Origin of the sequence: uncultured Desulfosarcina sp., assembly GCF_963664155.2 — a bacterium.
GTDB lineage: Bacteria > Desulfobacterota > Desulfobacteria > Desulfobacterales > Desulfosarcinaceae > Desulfosarcina.
Map to the genome: position 1 here is coordinate 4,231,136 of NZ_CAXXXH010000001.1, position 18,591 is coordinate 4,249,726.

The 18,591-nt window shown below is 55.2% G+C and carries 16 protein-coding genes, 1 tRNA gene and 1 other RNA gene; 11 read left to right on the forward strand and 7 right to left on the reverse strand.

The window, feature by feature from the left end; all coding sequences use genetic code 11:
* Positions 1 to 40: 40 nt before the first annotated feature.
* The 6 genes from ACHZBS_RS19270 to ACHZBS_RS19295 all read right to left on the reverse strand — a co-directional run bounded on the left by ACHZBS_RS19270 (position 41) and on the right by ACHZBS_RS19295 (position 6,613).
* Positions 41 to 829: a type III pantothenate kinase gene (locus ACHZBS_RS19270; protein ID WP_319408155.1), complete on the reverse strand. Its 789-nt coding sequence runs from the start codon at positions 827 to 829 to the stop codon at positions 41 to 43.
* Between the two features lie 13 nt (positions 830 to 842).
* On the reverse strand, positions 843 to 1,775 hold the full coding sequence (locus tag ACHZBS_RS19275) for a CdaR family protein (RefSeq protein ID WP_319408156.1): 933 nt from the start codon (positions 1,773 to 1,775) through the stop codon (positions 843 to 845).
* Between the two features lie 5 nt (positions 1,776 to 1,780).
* Positions 1,781 to 2,659 (reverse strand): dihydropteroate synthase, encoded by an 879-nt coding sequence (gene folP, locus ACHZBS_RS19280; protein ID WP_319408157.1) that lies wholly within the window; start codon positions 2,657 to 2,659, stop codon positions 1,781 to 1,783.
* Between the two features lie 75 nt (positions 2,660 to 2,734).
* Positions 2,735 to 4,702 (reverse strand): ATP-dependent zinc metalloprotease FtsH, encoded by a 1,968-nt coding sequence (gene ftsH, locus ACHZBS_RS19285; RefSeq protein WP_319408158.1) that lies wholly within the window; start codon positions 4,700 to 4,702, stop codon positions 2,735 to 2,737.
* Between the two features lie 74 nt (positions 4,703 to 4,776).
* A complete protein-coding gene (gene tilS / locus ACHZBS_RS19290; protein WP_319408159.1) occupies positions 4,777 to 6,249 on the reverse strand; it encodes a tRNA lysidine(34) synthetase TilS in 1,473 nt (490 codons plus the stop codon).
* The gene (locus ACHZBS_RS19295; RefSeq protein ID WP_319408160.1) at positions 6,224 to 6,613 is read right to left on the reverse strand and encodes a DUF3568 family protein; all 390 of its coding nucleotides are present in this window, start codon (positions 6,611 to 6,613) and stop codon (positions 6,224 to 6,226) included. Before ACHZBS_RS19295 ends, tilS begins: the two co-directional genes overlap by 26 nt.
* Before the next feature lie 238 nt (positions 6,614 to 6,851).
* Between ACHZBS_RS19295 and ffs the strand changes: the two genes are divergently transcribed.
* From ffs to dnaK, 3 genes are all read left to right on the forward strand, one after another.
* Positions 6,852 to 7,096: signal recognition particle sRNA large type (gene ffs / locus ACHZBS_RS19300), an RNA gene on the forward strand.
* A 288-nt stretch (positions 7,097 to 7,384) separates the two neighbouring features.
* Entirely contained in the window at positions 7,385 to 8,017 is a 633-nt protein-coding gene (gene grpE / locus ACHZBS_RS19305) for a nucleotide exchange factor GrpE (protein WP_319408161.1), read from the forward strand.
* Between the two features lie 47 nt (positions 8,018 to 8,064).
* Positions 8,065 to 9,993, forward strand: a complete 1,929-nt coding sequence (dnaK, locus tag ACHZBS_RS19310; protein ID WP_394708012.1) for a molecular chaperone DnaK — start codon at positions 8,065 to 8,067, stop codon at positions 9,991 to 9,993.
* 149 nt (positions 9,994 to 10,142) lie between these two features.
* Here the strand turns inward: dnaK and ACHZBS_RS19315 are convergent, their stop codons facing one another.
* Positions 10,143 to 11,717, reverse strand: coding sequence for a class I adenylate-forming enzyme family protein (locus ACHZBS_RS19315; RefSeq protein WP_319408162.1), 1,575 nt, complete (start codon positions 11,715 to 11,717; stop codon positions 10,143 to 10,145).
* A 256-nt stretch (positions 11,718 to 11,973) separates the two neighbouring features.
* On the opposite strand from ACHZBS_RS19315, the gene ACHZBS_RS19320 reads away from it, so the two are divergent.
* The 8 genes from ACHZBS_RS19320 (at position 11,974) to ACHZBS_RS19355 (ending at position 18,546) form a co-directional block, all read left to right on the forward strand.
* Complete coding sequence (locus tag ACHZBS_RS19320; RefSeq protein WP_319408163.1) at positions 11,974 to 12,363, forward strand: hypothetical protein; 390 nt, start codon at positions 11,974 to 11,976, stop codon at positions 12,361 to 12,363.
* Positions 12,364 to 12,607: 244 nt separating this feature from the next.
* Positions 12,608 to 14,188 (forward strand): phosphoglycerate dehydrogenase, encoded by a 1,581-nt coding sequence (serA, locus tag ACHZBS_RS19325; protein WP_319408164.1) that lies wholly within the window; start codon positions 12,608 to 12,610, stop codon positions 14,186 to 14,188.
* Between the two features lie 113 nt (positions 14,189 to 14,301).
* The gene (locus tag ACHZBS_RS19330; RefSeq protein ID WP_319405756.1) at positions 14,302 to 15,519 is read left to right on the forward strand and encodes an ISL3 family transposase; all 1,218 of its coding nucleotides are present in this window, start codon (positions 14,302 to 14,304) and stop codon (positions 15,517 to 15,519) included.
* Positions 15,520 to 15,560: 41 nt separating this feature from the next.
* Complete coding sequence (locus ACHZBS_RS19335; protein ID WP_319408165.1) at positions 15,561 to 15,881, forward strand: DUF1844 domain-containing protein; 321 nt, start codon at positions 15,561 to 15,563, stop codon at positions 15,879 to 15,881.
* A gap of 22 nt (positions 15,882 to 15,903) precedes the next feature.
* Positions 15,904 to 16,776, forward strand: coding sequence for a 4-(cytidine 5'-diphospho)-2-C-methyl-D-erythritol kinase (gene ispE / locus ACHZBS_RS19340; protein WP_319408166.1), 873 nt, complete (start codon positions 15,904 to 15,906; stop codon positions 16,774 to 16,776).
* Positions 16,777 to 16,824: 48 nt separating this feature from the next.
* Positions 16,825 to 16,899 (forward strand) — tRNA-Gln (locus ACHZBS_RS19345).
* 30 nt (positions 16,900 to 16,929) lie between these two features.
* On the forward strand, positions 16,930 to 17,880 hold the full coding sequence (locus ACHZBS_RS19350; RefSeq protein ID WP_319408167.1) for a ribose-phosphate pyrophosphokinase: 951 nt from the start codon (positions 16,930 to 16,932) through the stop codon (positions 17,878 to 17,880).
* 33 nt (positions 17,881 to 17,913) lie between these two features.
* The gene (locus ACHZBS_RS19355; RefSeq protein ID WP_319408168.1) at positions 17,914 to 18,546 is read left to right on the forward strand and encodes a 50S ribosomal protein L25/general stress protein Ctc; all 633 of its coding nucleotides are present in this window, start codon (positions 17,914 to 17,916) and stop codon (positions 18,544 to 18,546) included.
* Positions 18,547 to 18,591 lie beyond the last annotated feature (45 nt).

Sequence of the window (18,591 nt, forward strand, 5' to 3'; positions counted from 1 at the left end):
CTCGTGTAATACGATAGAATGCCCGCACTCAAATCGAAAATTATGAATTCATCGTTGGATTTTTGTCGAGGCTAACGCTGATGATGCGAAGTCCCTCCAGGGTCAGGGAGGACTCGACTTTTTCTATGCTTTCGGCCACATTGGCCATCAGGGGTGCCAGGCCGCCTGTGGCCAGCACCATGGGCACGGTGTTCATCTGTGACTTCATACGGCCCACAATCCCATCCACCAAACCGGCATAGCCGAAAATGATTCCTGATTTGATGCTGCCGGCGGTATCTTTGCCCACCACGTTTTCCGGCGGTTCGAAGATCTCCACCCGCGGCAATTTGGATGCTTCACGAAACAGGGCCTCGGAGGCGATCATGATGCCCGGGCTGATGGCACCCCCTAAATATTCCCCCTTCTCCGAAACCACGTCGAAGGTGGTGGCCGTACCGAAATCAATGATGATGAGGCTTCGGCGGTATTTGTGATAGGCGGCCACAGAATTGACGATACGATCCGCCCCCAATTCCGAGGGATTGTTGATCAAAATGGGCATGCGGGTATAGGAGCGGGCATCCACCCACTGGGGGGCATGGCCCAGGTATTTGCGGCAAAAGGAATCCAGAATGGTCACCATGGGGGGGACGACACAGGAAATCACGGTTTGCCGGATGCCTCCGGCATCGATGCCGCCGATGGCGAACAAGCTGGTGACGATAACGTTGAATTCGTCTTCCGTCGTTTTTCGTTCCGTGCGGATCCGCCAGTCTTTGACCAGCGTCTCATCGCGATAGATACCCATGACCGTATTGGTGTTGCCCACATCGATGACAAACAGCATGATCGCCTCCACCCTATTTGCTGATGGTTACGGAAAAACGTTCCGGACTGGTGCAGACCAGTGTGGTTCTGACCGGTAGATTGATGGCGGCCTTGAGGGAATGGGTCCCCGTTGTCAGATTGTTCAGGTCCAAGGTGACGGCAAAGGCCGGGTTGGTTTCGATTGTGTTGACAATAACCTCCGGACCCTTGACGGTCAAGGTGATGGACTCGGGGTGGATCTGAAGGGCCGCGGAGGTTCCCTTAACCAGGACCGGAACGTTTTCCAGCACTCGCGTGATGATGCGTTCTTTTACCTGGACTTGTGCCACCACAATACGAAGGGGCGGATCTACCGCAATGGTTTCCTGCAGGTTCAGGGGCACCTCTTTTTTGAAGGATTCCGAAGCGCCCTCCAGATTGATGGGCCGGGTTCTGACTGAGTCGATATCGGCCAGCAGGGTTGCCGTTCCCTTGAGAAGGACGTGGTCCGGTATTAGGGAAACGGCTGTTACCGCAAAGCCCGGTGCCGGTTGTCCCTCCAGTACCGCTATGACCCCCGCCGTTTTTTGGGACACCCTTTCCAGCCTGATGGTCAACGACGGTGTTAACAGCGCTTGGAGATCGATACCCGTGGGCAGGCAGATATCCGCCGGACGTACCGGGAGGGTGTGCGTTCCTTCTCCCAGACCGGACAGATTCACTCGACAGGAGGTTTCATTGGAATCGATCGTCTGGAGGGCACGGGTGGTGTCTGAAACCAAAAGCCTGACCGAGTGGCGGGGGGCGTCAATCAGCAGCAGGTTGTCGGCAAGGTTACTGAAAGTGACGGCAAGGGCAATTTCCCGCTCCTGTTTCTCGGTCCGGGAGATCAGTGCTACGGTTGCCGCACCCAAAAGCAGAGAAAGGATCAGCCATCGGATCCAGGTGCCGCGTGCGCGCTTGTTCGAAGGAACGAATGGTGTCATAAGGCTCACACGGATGTGATGGCGTTGACAATGGCAAGCGTGGCGCGGGTTCGGGCGACATCATGAACCCGGACAATGTGGACCCCTTTCATGGCTGCGGCGGCAACGGCTGCCTGGGTTCCCCGGGCCACCTCCACAGAAAGCGGATCCATGTCTTTTTGAGACGGATCTTTCAGCAGTTGACGGATGAACATCTTGCGCGACGGGCCGATCAGCAATGGGGCGGCCAGATCGTGAAACCGGTCAATGTCGCGGATGAGTTGAAGGTTATGGGCAATGGTCTTGCCAAACCCGATCCCCGGGTCGAGGATAATGGCGGAGCGTTCCACGCCGGCGGCTATGGCCCGGTTCATGGCGTCGGAGAGAAAGGCCATGATGTCGGTCGTCAGGTCATCGTAGATCGGTTCCACCTGCATGGTTTTAGGGGTGCCTTTCATGTGCATGAGGATAATCGGCACCCGGCATCGGGCGGTCGTAGCAGCCATCTGCGGATCCGTTCGCAGGGCGCTGACATCATTGATCAGGGTCGCCCCGGCCGCCACGGCCTGCTGAGCCACCGATGCTTTGGTGGTGTCGATTGAGATGGGAGTGGCCACACGGCTTGCTATGCCTTCGATTACCGGCAATACCCGGTCCATCTCTTCCGATTCGCCCACCGGGTCCGAAAAGGGGCGTGTGGATTCTCCACCGATATCCAGGATGTCCGCTCCCTCTTCGATCAAATGCATGGCTTGGGCAATGGCGCGGTCCGTCGAGAAAAAATGCCCGCCATCCGAAAAAGAGTCGGGCGTGACATTGACAATGCCCATGATCAGGGTTCGTTGCCCCAGCGCCAAGGTTTGTGACCCGCAGGTAATCGTGTATGATGGCATGGTACCGCTCATTTGAGTTCCAGGGCAAAGGGTATCGGTGGCGTTGTTTCCGTGGCACCCCGATGGCCTCGATTGGGATTTGGCGCATTATCGCGGCTCAGTATCGTCTCCCGAGTCCGTCTCCTGCGGTGCGCTGCCAAAGGTGTCATCCGCCTGCTCTGCATTCGTTTCCACTGCCTGCGTCGCTTCGGATGCTGCCGGCGCCGAGGTGGAAGTGTCCTCCGGAGGTTCTTCCTTGTCGGCGGGTTTTTCCGGAAGCTGGATGCCCGGCCGCACCTGGCGGATTATTTCATCCAACTCGGCGCCCAGAATGGTTTCTTTTTCCAGAAGCTGTTCGGCCAGTTTGTGCAGCACATCGATGTGTTCGGTCAATACGGAGTGGGCACGCTCATAGGAGCGCGTGACCAGGCGGTTGACCTCTGAATCGATCTTACGGGCGGTCTCTTCCGAGTAGTCGCGGTGTTGGGCGATTTCCCTGCCCAAAAACACCTGTTCTTCGTCTTTGGCAAAAGAGAGCGGTCCCAGGGTCTCACTCATGCCCCAGCTGCGGATCATCTGCTGGGCCAGATCAGTTGCTCTTTTGATGTCGTTGGAGGCTCCGGTGCTGATGCGGTTGAAAATGATTTCCTCGGCCACCCGTCCTCCGAAGGCGATGGCCAGTTCGGCTTCCAACTGGTCCTTGTAGCGAAAGTCCCGTTCTTCCGGCAGAAACCAGGTCACTCCGGCGGCCCTCCCCCGGGGAATGATAGTGATCTTGTTGACCACGTCGGTGCCGGGGATGAATCGGGCTACCAGGGCATGGCCGCCTTCATGGTATGCCGTGGTCAGCCGGTCTTCTTCCCTGATCACCTTCGACTTCCTTTCGAGGCCCATGTAGACCTTGTCCTTGGAGTCCTCGAAATCAACCATGTCCAGGCGTTCCTTGTTGCGCTTGGCGGCCAGCAGGGCGGTTTCATTGACCAGGTTTTCCAGATCGGCTCCGGAAAAGCCGGGGGTGCCTTTGGCCAGTACCACCGGATCCACATCCGAAGCGATGGGAGTGCGCTTCATGTGCACCCGCAAAATCTTTTCCCTCCCCTTGATGTCCGGCAGCGATACCACCACCTGCCGGTCAAAGCGGCCGGGGCGGAGCAGCGCCGGGTCCAGTACATCAGGCCGGTTGGTGGCGGAGATGAGAATGACGCCCTCGTTGGATTCGAAGCCGTCCATCTCCACCAGCAGCTGGTTCAGGGTCTGTTCACGCTCGTCGTGGCCTCCGCCCAGTCCGGCACCGCGGTGGCGGCCGACTGCATCGATTTCATCGATGAAAATAATGCATGGCGCATTTTTCTTGCCCTGCACGAAAAGATCCCGCACTCGGGAGGCACCCACGCCGACGAACATTTCCACAAAATCCGAGCCGCTGATGCTGAAAAACGGAACCCCGGCCTCACCGGCGATGGCCCGGGCCAACAGGGTCTTGCCGGTGCCCGGGGGGCCCATGAGGAGAACGCCTTTGGGAATGCGTCCTCCCAATCGCGTAAATTTTTTCGGATCTTTCAGGAACGCGACGATTTCCTCCAGCTCCTCCTTGGCTTCATCGATGCCGGCGACGTCCTCGAAGGTTACTTTTTCCTGCTGGTCGGAAAGCAGACGGGCCCTGCTTTTGCCGAAAGACATGGCCTTTCCGCCGCCGCTTTGCATCTGGCGCATGAAAAAGATCCATACGCCGATGAGCACGATCATGGGGAACCAGGATACCAGAACAGACATGTACCAGGGAGATTCGGCCGGCGGTTTGGCGATGATGGTGACTCCCTTGTCCTTCAATCGTTGAATCAACGAGGGATCTTGGGGTGCGTAAATCTTAAAATGGCTGCGGTTGAGGTCCGTAACCCGGAGCTCCTGGCCCTGGATGGTGACTTCCGATACCCGGTCGGCCTCTACCATGGCCAGAAATTCCGAGTAGCTGATGTCGTTTTGCGCGAGTTGCTGCTGATTGAAAAGATTGTAGAGCATGACCATCATTAACGTGATGACCAGCCACAGGGCCATGTTCTTGTAGAATGGATTCAAAAGTGTTTTCCTCCTCGAGATGCTTCAGGCACGGTAAACGGTTTCCGAATTTTTGGTTAGGATCATATTAACCATCATCGGGTGTCAAGCAAGAAAATTTCAACGCAGAGGACTTCAGATGTATGTGCGGTCACTTTAACATGATCATCGATGCGCTGCCCCACCAGCCAGATGATTCGCTGTTTGTCCGTCAGTACCGGTGCCCTGGCTCGGTCCTTTCGATGAATCCGGTGATCGATGAAGAACTTTTTCAATTTCTGGGAACCGCCGGCACCCAGGGGCGTGAACCGGTCACCGGGAATCGACGGACGGACCGTCAATGGAAGGGATAGCCGCGCCAAATCGAAATAGGCCTGATTCCGGCCAACATCGGCCCACTGCGGCAACTGGTTTGGCCGACAGGTTGAAAATCGCAGACCGGCTGCCATTTCCTTGATCTCAACGGTTGAGGGAAATGGCGAGGAAATGACCGTCGTCGATACCGCCTTTTCTTCAAGCGCCGGATCGACGCCGCCCCGGTAACGTCCATTTGCTATTACCAGCATCACTCGGTCGCCCGTTCGACGGGCGCGGATACCGCCGGGCAGATGAAGCCCTTTTTCATCGCATCCGTCCGTCAGCATGTGCAGCACGGCTTGGACGTGGGAGAAAGTGATCCGCCGCAGGGTGCCGGCGAGTTCCTCGATGGCCTTTCGCACCAGGCGGCGGGCCAGGGCGGGATGAGCCTGATTTATGGCACTGGCGGAGAGGGTGAGGGTGCCCTTGTCACGATTGAGCAATGCCTGTTCGTATTCGGCGGCTACCAGTTTGTCAATCCATGTTTCTTCAGTACGCATCACATCGGCGAGCTGGTTCAGATGCGTTTCGATGCGCGGGTTGTACTCGGATGACAAAAGGGGCAGCAGACGATGCCGGATGCGGTTGCGCATAAACCGGAGGTCATCGTTGGATGCATCCAGAACGCAGGCGATACCTTCTTCTGCAATGAAAGTTTCGATCTGTGAGCGATGGGCATTGATCAGGGGACGGATGATGTGTTTTCCCCGCACCGGGGCGATACCCGAAAGCCCGCGCGGACCGGTTCCACGCAACAAGGCCATGAGCATCTGCTCGGCGTTGTCGTCCGATTGGTGGCCAAGCGCCAGCTTGTTGTAACCGGCGTTGGCCATCGTTTTATTGAAAAACGCATAGCGTATCCGGCGGGCCGCTTCTTCCAGGGAGAGTCCCAGATGCTGCTTTACCTTTAATACGCGGGCATGACCGATATGGTAGGAATATCGTAATTCTTCGGCTGCCCGACGCACCACCTCGGCATCTCTGTCCGCCGATGCTCCCCGCAGGCAATGGTTCAGATGGGCCACCCCTATCCGGATATTTAAATCGGGTGCCAGCCGGTTCAGCAGGTGAAGCAGTGCCATGGAATCCGGTCCGCCGGAAACCCCCACGAGCACCCGATCTCCCGGATCTATCATATGGTGGGTGGCCAGCGTTTGTTCAACCGTGGACAGAAGGCTTTTTGGGTCAGATGGTGTTGAGGATGGTGGCATGAATCAGTTCGGCGTTTTTCCGATTCCAATAGCCGACATAACCGCATCTGACGGAAACCTCGGTCATGTCATAGCGGACCGTCCGGATGCTTACCGTCACCGGGGAACCGTCACTCTGGCGCGCCTTGATCGTGGTTTCGCTGCCCGTCTGGGTTTTCTCATCAATAGTGATCTTCAGATAATCCAGGCTCTGGAGGGTTGCCTTTTCGGTGTGGGTAAAATCATTCGCGTAGGAGCGGATCAATTCTCCCTTGACCCATGTGTAAACACCGGCCCCGGCTCCGGCACCGACGACGATGGCGGCACAGCCCGCTGTGAAAAGCAGGGCAAGCAATAAGGTGATCGCAGTAATGGTTCGTGCCATTATCGGTACCTCCCAATCTGTTGTAAGGGTTGTTCTCAACAACGTGTACCTCCTGCTCTATTGCATGGTTAAAGAGAAGTCAATACCGCAGAGCCGGCTGGAAAGTGAATGAAGGAACGCTGACAGCTGAAATTAAAGTTCAACCTGCGGTGGTGAGGTAATCTCAGTCCTGCCTGATTAAAAAGATCTGCACTTATCTCTTGTAAAAAAAGCAAGGATCATACTATAGGGGCTCCGGTTGTGCTAGGCGGGGAGCCAGCGGTGCCCTATACCCGAAATCCGCTTCATGCGGGGCTGAATTCCCCCTTTAGGGTTAATCCCGAGAAAATCGGGTCATTTTGACCGGCCGCCGCGCAACAGACGGTCTCGAACCTCGTCAGGTCCGGAAGGAAGCAGCGATAAGGGATGCGGTCTGTGTCGTGGATCGATCCCGGTCATGTTGTGGCTCCGATTTTTCGGATCAGCTCGACGGGGGGTGCACAACCATCTCTTCTGCCCACTATACGCGCCATTCAACTTGACGAGACAATCGCATCACAGCAGGGGGTAACACCCGCTGTATCTGTCCAACCCATCAAATTTACAATTAATTATTATTAGTCGGAGAAGGCCGGACTTGTCCTTGACAAGCCACCATCTGGTCTTATTTTTTATCAACTTTGCGGACCTGGTCGCAGTCAACAGCTTTAATTTCAAGCGTTTCGGGCCGACCGGGACCCCACCGGCCGTGAAGACAAGAAAATCCAGTGAAACCAGGAGATACAGGAGCTGATGGCAAAAAAGACAAAGATTGTGATTGATGACGAGAACGATAAAACGCCACAAGAACCCCCATCAACGCCTCCGGACCCGAGCGGTGCAACTGATGAACCGGCGGAGTCTGTTGATCCGCTGAAAGATCTTGAAGAAAAACTTACCGTGGCGCAGGCTGAAGCCAATGAAAATCGCGACCGCATGCTCCGGATGGCGGCCGAATTCGAAAATTTCAAAAAACGGTCTGCCCGCGAGTTGGACGATATCAGAAAATATGCCACCGAAAACCTGATTCGGGAACTGCTCAGCGTTGTGGACAATCTGGAACGGGCCATTGCTTCAGCCGCTCCAGAGAACGAAAACGACCAGCGTCTGGTTGACGGAGTGTCCTTGACCTTGGCTGAAATCAACAAAATCCTCGAAAGGCATTACGTCAGTCCCATTCAGGCCCTGGGAGAGTCCTTTGACCCGGCCTTTCATCAGGCCATGTGCCAAGAGGAGAGTACCGACCAGCCGCCCAACACGGTGGTACAGGAATTTCAAAAGGGATATTTGATTCATGACCGGCTGCTCCGCCCCGCCATGGTGGTGGTCTCAAAGGCCGTCCAGAACGGGCAACCAGCTGAAAGATCGGTTGATACCAACGCATAATTTATCACTATTTTCAAGGATACGCCGAAGGTAAGGAGGAACATCAGATGGGCAAGATTATCGGAATTGATCTCGGGACCACTAACTCTTGTGTGGCCATCATGGAGGGGGGCGACGCCAAAGTGATCACCAACCCGGAAGGCGGGCGAACGACACCTTCCATTGTGGCTGTCAGCGAAAGCGGTGAGCGAATGGTGGGGCAGATCGCCAAGCGCCAAGCCATTACCAACCCGGAGAACACGGTTTTTGCGGTCAAACGGTTGATCGGCAGAAAATTTTCATCTCCCGAGGTTCAAAAAGACACCAAAATCCTCCCTTACCACGTCAAACAGGCCGAAAACGGCGATGTTCGCATCGATTTAAGGGGAAAACTCCACAGCCCGGCAGAAATTTCATCGTTCATCCTGGCATATATCAAAAAATACGCCGAAGACTACCTGGGAGAACCGGTAACCGATGCGGTAATTACCGTGCCGGCCTACTTTAACGACAGCCAGCGCCAGTCCACCAAAGATGCCGGAAAAATTGCCGGCCTCAACGTGCTTCGCATCATTAACGAGCCCACGGCCGCCTCACTGGCCTACGGCTTGGATAAGCGCAAAGAGGAGAAGATAGCCGTATTCGACTTGGGCGGCGGGACTTTCGATATTTCCATTCTGGAAATCGGCGAAGGCGTTTTTGAAGTTAAAGCCACTAACGGGGATACCCACCTGGGCGGCGAGGATTTCGATCTGCGGATCATCGATTTCCTGGCCGACGAGTTCAAAAAAGATCAGGGAATTGACCTGAGAAGTGATAAGATGGCGCTGCAGCGGCTTAAAGAGGCGGCCGAAAAGGCCAAGATGGAACTCTCCTCATCCATGGAAACCGATGTGAATCTGCCCTTCATTACTGCTGACGCCAGTGGCCCCAAACATTTGAATATCAAGATCACCCGGGCCAAGCTGGAAGGTCTGGTTGCCGATTTGCTGGACAAGCTGGAGCCGCCCTGCCGGACCGCGCTGAAGGATGCCGGCCTGTCCACCGGGGAAATCGACGAAGTCATTCTGGTGGGTGGAATGACCCGGATGCCGGCGGTGCAGGAGCGGGTGAAACGGCTTTTCGGAAAAGAACCCCATAAGGGTGTCAACCCCGACGAAGTGGTGGCGCTGGGAGCGGCCATTCAGGGCGGCGTGCTTAAGGGCGATGTGAAGGATGTGCTCCTTTTGGATGTCACCCCGCTTTCATTGGGGATCGAAACTCTGGGCGGCATCATGACGCGGCTCATCGAAAAGAATACCACCATCCCGACCCGCAAGAGCCAAGTCTTCTCCACGGCGGCGGACAGTCAGCCGGCGGTCTCCATCCATGTGCTCCAGGGCGAAAGGGAAATGGCTGCCAGCAATAAGACCCTGGGACGGTTTGAACTGGTTGGCATACCGCCTGCCCCCCGCGGTGTTCCACAGATCGAGGTGACGTTTGACATCGATGCCAACGGCATCGTCAATGTGTCCGCGAAAGATATGGCTACTGGCAAAGAGCAGTCCATTCAGATTACGGCGTCCAGCGGCCTTTCCAAAGCGGAGATCGACAATCTGATCAAAGATGCCGAATTGCATGCGGATGAGGACAAGAAGAAAAAGGAACTGGTTGAAGCCCGAAATCATGCCGATACGCTTATCTATTCGACTGAAAAGTCCTTAAAGGATCTTGGCGAGAAGGTGGATGCCGGAACGCGAAGTAAAATCGAAGCCGCCTCGACGGCTCTCAAGAAGGCCATGGAAGGCGACGATCTCAAGGAGATTCAACGGCTGAGCGAAGAATTGACCCAGGCTTCCCACAAGGTCGCTGAAGCCATGTATAAGCAGGCGTCCGAAGCCGGTGCCGGCGCTGCGGGCGATCCGGGGCCCGATGCCGGTGCGGCGGATGCCGGGGGCGCGGGTGCTGATGACGATGTGGTGGATGCCGATTTCGAAGAGGTGAAGGATAAAAAGTAGCTCTGTACCAATTTGAAGGAGAGGCAAGTTCTCGCTTTCGAGATTAAAAAACCCGCGCCTGTTAAAGGTTGCGGGTTTTTCTGTATGGAAAACCAATGCCGGGTGATTCCGGTTGCGATGGTTGTGATCACTCGATCCGCCACGCTCGATCAGATGGCAAATCTTTCCGTTTGCCCGGCATACCGTCGTCGCAGTTTTGGTTTTTCGATCTTACCCGTGGGGTTTCGCGGCACGTCACTGAAAATGATTTTGCGTGGACGCTTATATCGGGCCAAGGCACTACAGAAGTCCTCCACCTCCGATTTGGTCATGTCGCAGCCGCTCTTTACCTTGATGATGGCCGTGGTGATTTCTCCCAGCCTGAGGCTGGGCAGGCCGATCACCGCCACATCTTGAATTTTTGGATGGCTTGCGAGAAAATTCTCGATTTCTACCGGATAGATGTTCTCTCCACCGGTGATGATCACATCTTTTTTTCGGTCCACCAGCCAGATGAACCCTTCCTCGTCCTGCCGGGCCACATCGCCGGTGAGCAGCCAGCCATTTACGATGGCAGCGGCCGTGGCCTCCGGATTTTTGTAATACTCCTTCATGACCCCGGGTCCCCTGATGATCAATTCACCCGGGTTACCCCGGGTTACCGGTTTCGATTGGTCGTCGACAATCTGAAATTCCCAGTCAAAACCAGGAACCCCGATGGCACCCACCTTGTGCATGTTTTCCATCCCCAAATGGATGCAGCCGGGGCCGGTGCTTTCCGTGAGGCCGTAGTTGGTATCATACTGGTGGTTGGGGAAAATTTTGCGCCACTCCCTGATCAGGCTCGAGGGGACCGGTTGGGCGCCGATATGCATGAGCCGCCATTGGTTCAATTGGTAGTCTCTCAATTTCAGTTCACCGCTCTCGATGGCCAGCAGCAGGTCCATGGCCCAGGGCACCAGCAGCCAGACGATGGTCACCTTTTCTTCGGAGATGGTTTCCAATATCCACCGTGGCTCGATGCCTTTGAGAATGACCGCCCTTGCGCCCATGATGAAATTGCCGAACCAATGCATCTTGGCGCCTGTGTGATACAAGGGAGGGATGCAAAGGAAATTGTCCCTGTGGGTTTGGTTGTGGTGGCGATTTTCCACATAACAGGCGTGCTCCAGGTTCCGGTGCGTCAGGCGGGTGGCCTTGGGTATGCCGGTGGTGCCGGAGGTGAAGTAAAGGGCTGCATCATCACAGATGTCTATGGCAACCCCCGGATCTTCGGCACGATGATCGGCGATGAGCCGGTCTAATGCTTCCGCCCACACGGGGCGCTTGTTCTCAGGGCCTGCAAAAATGAATGTTCGGACGCTGTTTTCAATCTCGGCCCGGATTTCCGTCACCCGGTCGATAAATTCCTCGCCGAAGATGAAGGCCTTTGCCTCGGCGGTGTGGGTGCAATTGGCGATCGTTTTTGCGACGAAACGGAAATTCAAGGGAACTGCCCAGGCCCCGGTCCTGAGAATGCCGAAATAGGCGGGCAGCCATTGGATGCCGTTCATCATCAGGTGTACCACGCGGTCTCCTTTTTTGACGCCCCTGGCCATCAGCGCCTGGGCAATGGCGCTGGCCTGGTCGTCGAAAGTTTTCCAGGTGATTTCGACCCGGCGATTTTTTTCCGGTTCCCGTTCGATGAGGGCGGTTTCCTGGCCATACATTCTGGCGTTTCTGGCCAGAATTTCTGTAATCAGCATGGTGATTATCCTTGTTTTCAATGGTGACGTGCCGGTTACCCGCGTTGCGGGTGTTGATCCACCAAGGGGGGGGAGATAACAGAATGCCGGCGGATGGTCAAGCCGGGACACGGATGATTGCCGTCGTCAGTTACCGCCGGTGCAATTGCCGCCAAGGCAGGGTGGCGAGTGGGGTGTCGTGAAAAAACGTTTGCCGTCAGCTGTTTGATTCTTTAGACTGATGCCCGGTTCACCATTGGCAAAAAAGGGAGATGGCATGATTATTTTTGACGGTTCTTACATGCTTGAACGAAAAGAGGACCCCGGGGCGAGCCCCGCCCATGCCTGCACCTGGCGTGTGAAGATCATTGATTTTTCATCCGGCGATCCCATGCATCCTCATATTCGCCCTTATGCCTTGCTGGCTTTTCGCAAGGAGGGCGGTATTTTTAAAACCAGCTGTGCCGAAAGTATGGGAAAGCGGATCTGCAGGGATTTCGACCTCAATGTGGATGATGTGCTTTGGGTCGAGGCGTTTCCCGACCTTCCCGGTGCTCTCTACGTGGCAGTTTTTACCCCCCGGTACCAGGATGCGGACATTCACTACACCGTTACCTGGCGGCCCATCTTGAAAAACGAGCAGGCTGCCGTGGAGCCCTGGTGCTGACAGCTGCATGGTCGGTTAACTGCCGGTTTACCAAAATATGGGTTGAATGTTCAATCGCTTTTCACTAAAATACGCCTCCAACAACGGGCCGTTCACCGCTTGTTCCCTCTATTGGGCCGATTGACAATTATCATTGAAAAGAGAGCGCTTGTCTCAGACGGGCGCCGGGTCCGTCAGCAGATCCATTCACGGCCGTTCAACAGGAATGGATGAATCATCAACCCTTAAATCAAGGATGCCCGTAATGAAGGTGCTGGTCAGTGACAATCTGGGTGAAGATGGAATTCGTATGTTTCGGGAGGCTCCGGGTATCGATGTGGATGTGAAAACCGGCCTTGCTCCGGAGGCGCTCAAGGCGATCATTGCCGATTACGACGCGCTGGTAATTCGAAGTGCTACCAAGGTGACCGAAGACCTGTTGCAGGCGGCCTCGCGGCTGAAGGTGGTGGGTCGGGCGGGTATCGGCCTGGATAATGTGGATATTCCGGCAGCCACCCGGCGCGGGGTGGTGGTGATGAATACGCCCACGGGCAACGTGGTAACGACGGCAGAGCACGCGATTGCCATGATGCTGGCCCTGACCCGTAACATTCCCACGGGAACGGCTTCCCTGCGGGACGGCCGGTGGGAGAAGAAGAAACTCCAGGGCCGGGAGATCTTTAACAAGGTGTTGGGTGTCATCGGGTACGGTAAGATCGGCGCTATCGTGGCGGACCGGGCCCGTGGGCTGAAGATGAACGTGATTATCTATGACCCCTTTGTCACCCCGGACCAGATTCAAAAGGCGGGGTTCGAGAGCGTTGATCTGGGCATCCTGTACCAGCGGGCCGACTATATTACCGTGCATGTGCCCAAGCTGAAAAATACCGTCGGAATGATCAACAAGGAGGCCTTCGACCAGATGAAATCCGGGGTGATGGTGATCAACTGCGCCCGGGGCGGGATCGTCGATGAAAGCGATCTGTACAATGCCCTTGTCTCCGGCAAAGTGGCCGGTGCCGCGCTGGATGTATTTGAAACCGAACCGCCGGGCCAGTCCCCCCTCATCACTCACGAACGGGTGATCTGTACGCCCCACCTGGGGGCTTCCACCCGGGAAGCCCAGACCAATGTGGCTGTGGCCGTCGCCCGGCAGATCATCGATTTCCTGACTGCCGGTACGGTGTCCAATGCGGTGAACATGCCTTCGGTGACCGGTGAAGTGCTGGAAAAGATCGGCCCCTACCTCACCCTGGCCGACCGCATGGGATGCCTCCAGGCCCAGTTGGTTCAAGGTCCCATCAAGGAGGTGGTCGTTGAATTTCACGGTGATTTCAAAGAGCTGGACCTCTCTCCTGTTTCAACCGCGGTACTCAAGGGCATTTTGACGCCCGTGGTCAAGGATGACGTAAATTTTGTCAATGCCCATGTCATGGCCCAGCAGCGTGGAATCAAGGTGACCGAAACCAGCAGTGCCGAGTCGGACTATTACGTGAACCAGATCACCGTCAGGGCGATTACTACCGAGATGGAAAGTGTGGTGTCCGGTACGATCTTCGGAAAAAAGGACCCGCGGATTGTCAAGATCAACAAGTTCCGGCTGGAGATGATTCCCCACGGCCACATGGCGTTGATCCAGAACATCGACAAACCCGGTTCCATCGGTGAAATCGGCGCCACCCTGGGCCGATACAACATCAATATCGGCAGGATGCAGGTCGGCCAGGAGGAGGAGGGGGATCGCAATATCATTTTCCTGACTACCGACACGCCCATTCCTGAGGCGGTGGTTGAGGAAATGCGGCATCTCTCTCTGGTTAAGACCGTTACGCCGCTGGAATTTTAAATCCGTCCGGTGGATCTCGCCGTCGGCGCAGGGGCTATTTTTATGGTTCCTCGCTGTTTCGTATGGGTAGATAGTTGATTGACTTACCGCACTAGTGATAATCGCTAAGCACTATGAAAGATACAGAACTCCTTCAAATGGCTCTTGGTCTGAAACCGCCCTGGCAGGTTTCGACAGCGGATTTCAACCCCGATGAAAAGCGTCTGGATATCCGCCTTGATTTTCCCAAAGGGAGCACCTTCACTTGCCCGAAATGTGGGCTATCGGGAGTCAAGGCCCACGATACCGTCGAGAAAACATGGCGGCATCTGAACTTCTTCCAGCACGAAGCGTATCTGACCGCCAGGGTTGCCAGAATCGACTGCAAAAAATGCGGCATCCGTCTGGTTGATGTGCCCTGGGCCAGACCCGGCAGCGGCTTCACGCTGTTGTTTGAAGCGATGATTATGATACTGGCCAAGGCTATGCCGGTGAAAACCGTCGCCGAGTTTGTCCGTGAGCACGATACCCGGTTATGGCGTATCTTGCATCACTATGTGGGCGAAGCGCGTAAGGCCGCCGACCACAGTCAGGTCAAGCATGTCGGCATGGACGAAACCTCAAGACGCCGCGGCCACAACTATGTCAGCCTGTTTGTCGATCTTGACGAAACCCGGGTTCTGTTCGCCACCGGCGGCAAGGATGCATCAACCGTTGATCGATTCAAAAGAGATCTCACCGACCATGGCGGCAATCCCGGCGCTATCGAGGAGATGTGCTGCGACATGTCTCCGGCGTTCATCAGCGGTGTCGAAAAACATTTTCCCGAAGCCCATATCACCTTCGATAAGTTCCATGTGCTGAAAGTCCTCAACGAAGCGGTGGACCAGGTTCGCCGGGAAGAATCCAAAGGCCGGCCGGTGCTAAAGGGCAGCCGCTATCTTTGGCTGAAGAACCCATCCAACCTCAAGGCGTCCCAGGCCGAACAGCTTGAACAATTGACGATCAAAAAGCTCAACCTCAAAACCAGCCGGGCGTACCACATCAAACTCAACTTTCAGGAATTCTACAATCAGACCGCCCGGACCGCCGAAACCTTTTTGAAGAAATGGTATTTCTGGGCAACCCACAGCCGCCTGGAGCCCATGAAAAAAGCCGCATACACCATCAAGAACCACTGGGACGGCGTCCTGCGTTGGTTTACCTCCAGGATCAATAACGGAATCCTAGAAGGGATAAACAGTCTGATTCAAGCTGCCAAAGCCAGAGCCCGAGGGTATCGAACTGAGCGAACACTTATCACCATGATTTATCTTATTGCAGGCAAACTGAAGTTCGATTTACCCACATGAAACAGCGAGGAACCATTTTTATCTTTTAAGGAGCGTTCGCCATGACAGACGAAAAGCAGGACAATATCGGCAAAGCAGGTCCGGGCGGCCAACCCAGATCCGCTGCAAAAGTATCCCTGCCGACCCTCAATTTCGCGACCTTTATCTTTTCGCTCAATTCATCGGCCCTGGTTCAACTGGGAATGATGGAAGACCCGATGACCGGTGAAAAAACCAAAAACCTCCCGGTGGCCAAACAGACCATAGACATCCTTTCCATGCTCGAAGAAAAGACACGGGGAAACCTGGATGTCGATGAGGCGGCGATGCTCAAGAACATCCTTTACGACTTGCGTATCCTTTACGTGAAAGAGAAGGGGTAGCCAACCACGGCTGTCACCTGACATGGAACCGTTTCGCGTAAAGGCGCCGGCGAAGATTAACCTGTTTCTTCGCATCACCGGGAAACGTCCCGACGGCTATCATGAGTTGTATAGCCTCATGTGCCCGTTGGCCTTGTACGACACCCTGACCCTGAGCGTGGGCGGGAAAGGGATTGTTGTTTTCTGCGACCATCCCGGTGTCCCGGAAGATGCATCCAACCTGGCGGCCCGATCGGCGCGCCTGTTTTTGGAGACCGTGTTCGCGGATCAGGAACCGCCGGTTCACGGTCTCACCATCCATATAAATAAGAAAATTCCCGTGGGTGCCGGGCTTGGCGGCGGCAGCAGCGATGCCGCCGCCGTCCTGAAGGCCTTGAACGACTTCTTCGGGCTGCCCCTTTCCAGGCGAAAACTCATGGCTTTGGGCAAGCGAATCGGTGCCGATGTACCTTTTTTTATCCTGGGTGCGCCGGCGCTGGCGACTGGAATCGGTGACCGGCTTGAGCCCTTTCCCCACCTGACGCCATGGACGGCGCTGCTGGTCTACCCCAACGAGGCGGTATCCACCGCCTGGGTCTACAAAAATCTGAATTTAAGATTGACAAAAGACGAAAAAAAACTTAGTAAATTCCACTTTGATGGCCGATTTTTCAACGTCGATGAGCATCTGGTCAACGATTTGGAACCGGTGACCGAAAGGGCGTTTCCGGTCATCAAAGGAATAAAGCGCTTGCTGCTGGCACATGGAGCGGCCGGGGCCATGATGTCCGGCAGCGGATCAACGGTGTTCGGATTGTTTGCGGACTCCGAGCGAGCCATTTCAGTTTGTACAGCCTTGCGTGACAATCAGCTAAATCAAAACTGGACGCTTTATGTCGCGGATCTTTTGATCTAAGTGCCGGTTGTTGCCGTAGTCCGGGCTCAGGACACCGGCATTTTTTGCTGGGGCGTCGTCAAGCGGTAAGACACAGGATTTTGGTTCCTGCATTCGGAGGTTCGAATCCTCCCGCCCCAGCCAATCTCATCGAACAGGAGTGGCGTTCAGAAAGTGACAACGAAAAAACAAAAGTTCTGTGTTTTTACAGGCAATTCCAATCCGGATCTGGCATGTAAGATCGGCGAATACTTGGGGATGCCCCTGTGTGGTGCCGTTGTCAAGCGATTCAGTGACGGTGAGATTCAGATCGAGATCGATGAAAACGTACGGACCAAAGATGTTTTTGTCATTCAATCCACCTGCCATCCGGTCAATGACAACCTGGTTGAGTTGCTTCTCATGGTGGATGCCCTGAAACGGGCCTCGGCCCGCCGGATAACCGCCGTGATTCCCTATTACGGTTATGCCCGCCAGGACAAAAAAGTGGCACCCCGCGTGCCTATCAGCGCCAAGCTGATCGCTGATCTGCTGACGACCGCCGGTGCCACCCGTGTGATTACCATGGACCTGCATGCAGGGCAGATTCAGGGTTTTTTCAACATTCCCGTGGATAACCTTTACGCGGCACCGGTTCTACTGGAATATATCAAATCCAACTTCAATGAAGGCTTGGTCATCGTGTCGCCTGATGCCGGCGGCGTGGAGCGCGCGCGGGCCTTTGCCAAACGCCTCAATGCCGGACTGGCCATCGTGGACAAACGGCGGTCGGCGCCCAACAAAGCCCGGGCCATGGCTATTATCGGCGATGTGAAGGACAAGACCGTCATTATTCAGGACGACATGATCGATACCGCCGGCACCCTCACCGAAGCCGTGAATGTGATCATGGGAGGAGGCGCGCGGGAAGTCCATGCCTGCTGCGCCCATCCGGTACTGTCCGGGCCTGCCGTTGACCGAATCAATGCCTCACCCATTACCAGCGTCGTCTGTACGGATACCATTCCACTTAACGAGAAGGCGGCTGCCTGCAATAAAATCAAAGTGCTTTCCATCTCCAGCCTGGTGGGGGAAGCCATTATCAGAAGCTACACCGGGGATTCGGTAACATCCCTGTTCGTGTAATATTCTTTAAGGAGGAAAAGATCGTTGGAAATAATGAACCTGAAAGCAAGTCAACGGGAAGCCGTGGGTAACGGGTCTTCAAGAGTTCTGCGGCGTGACGGAAAAATTCCCGCCATTTTGTATGGCCCCAATACTGAACCCATTAAGCTGTCTATCGACAAGCTGGAACTCGAACCCATTTTTAAATCCGGTGCCGTGGCCCAGAAACTGTTGAAGCTGCAGATCGAAGGTGCCGACGATACCCGCAACGTCATGATCAAGGAGATGCAGAGGCATCCTGTCTCCCATAATCTGCTTCACTTGGACCTTTACGAAGTGAGCATGGACCACAAGATCAAAGTCATGGTTCCTGTGGTCACTACCGGTAAGTGCATCGGCGTGGAGATGGGCGGCATGTTGCAACTCATTCGCCGGGAACTGGAAGTGTTCTGTCTGCCCGATCGGATTCCCGAGAAAATTACCATCGATATCACCGACCTTGACATCGGCGACTCGTTTCATGTCGAAGACCTCGCGCTGGAAGGGGAAGTCGAGATTCCCGCCGACGTCAACTTTACCATTCTGACCATCAGCAGTACGAAGGCGGAAGAAGAGAAGGCGGAGGGTGAAGAAGAGGAAGGTGAAGAAGAAGGCGCAGAGGCTGCCGAGGAACCGGCTACCGAGTAATCTTGCTGATGGGCAGTTTGACGTATTCCGGTTCGGCTTACCATC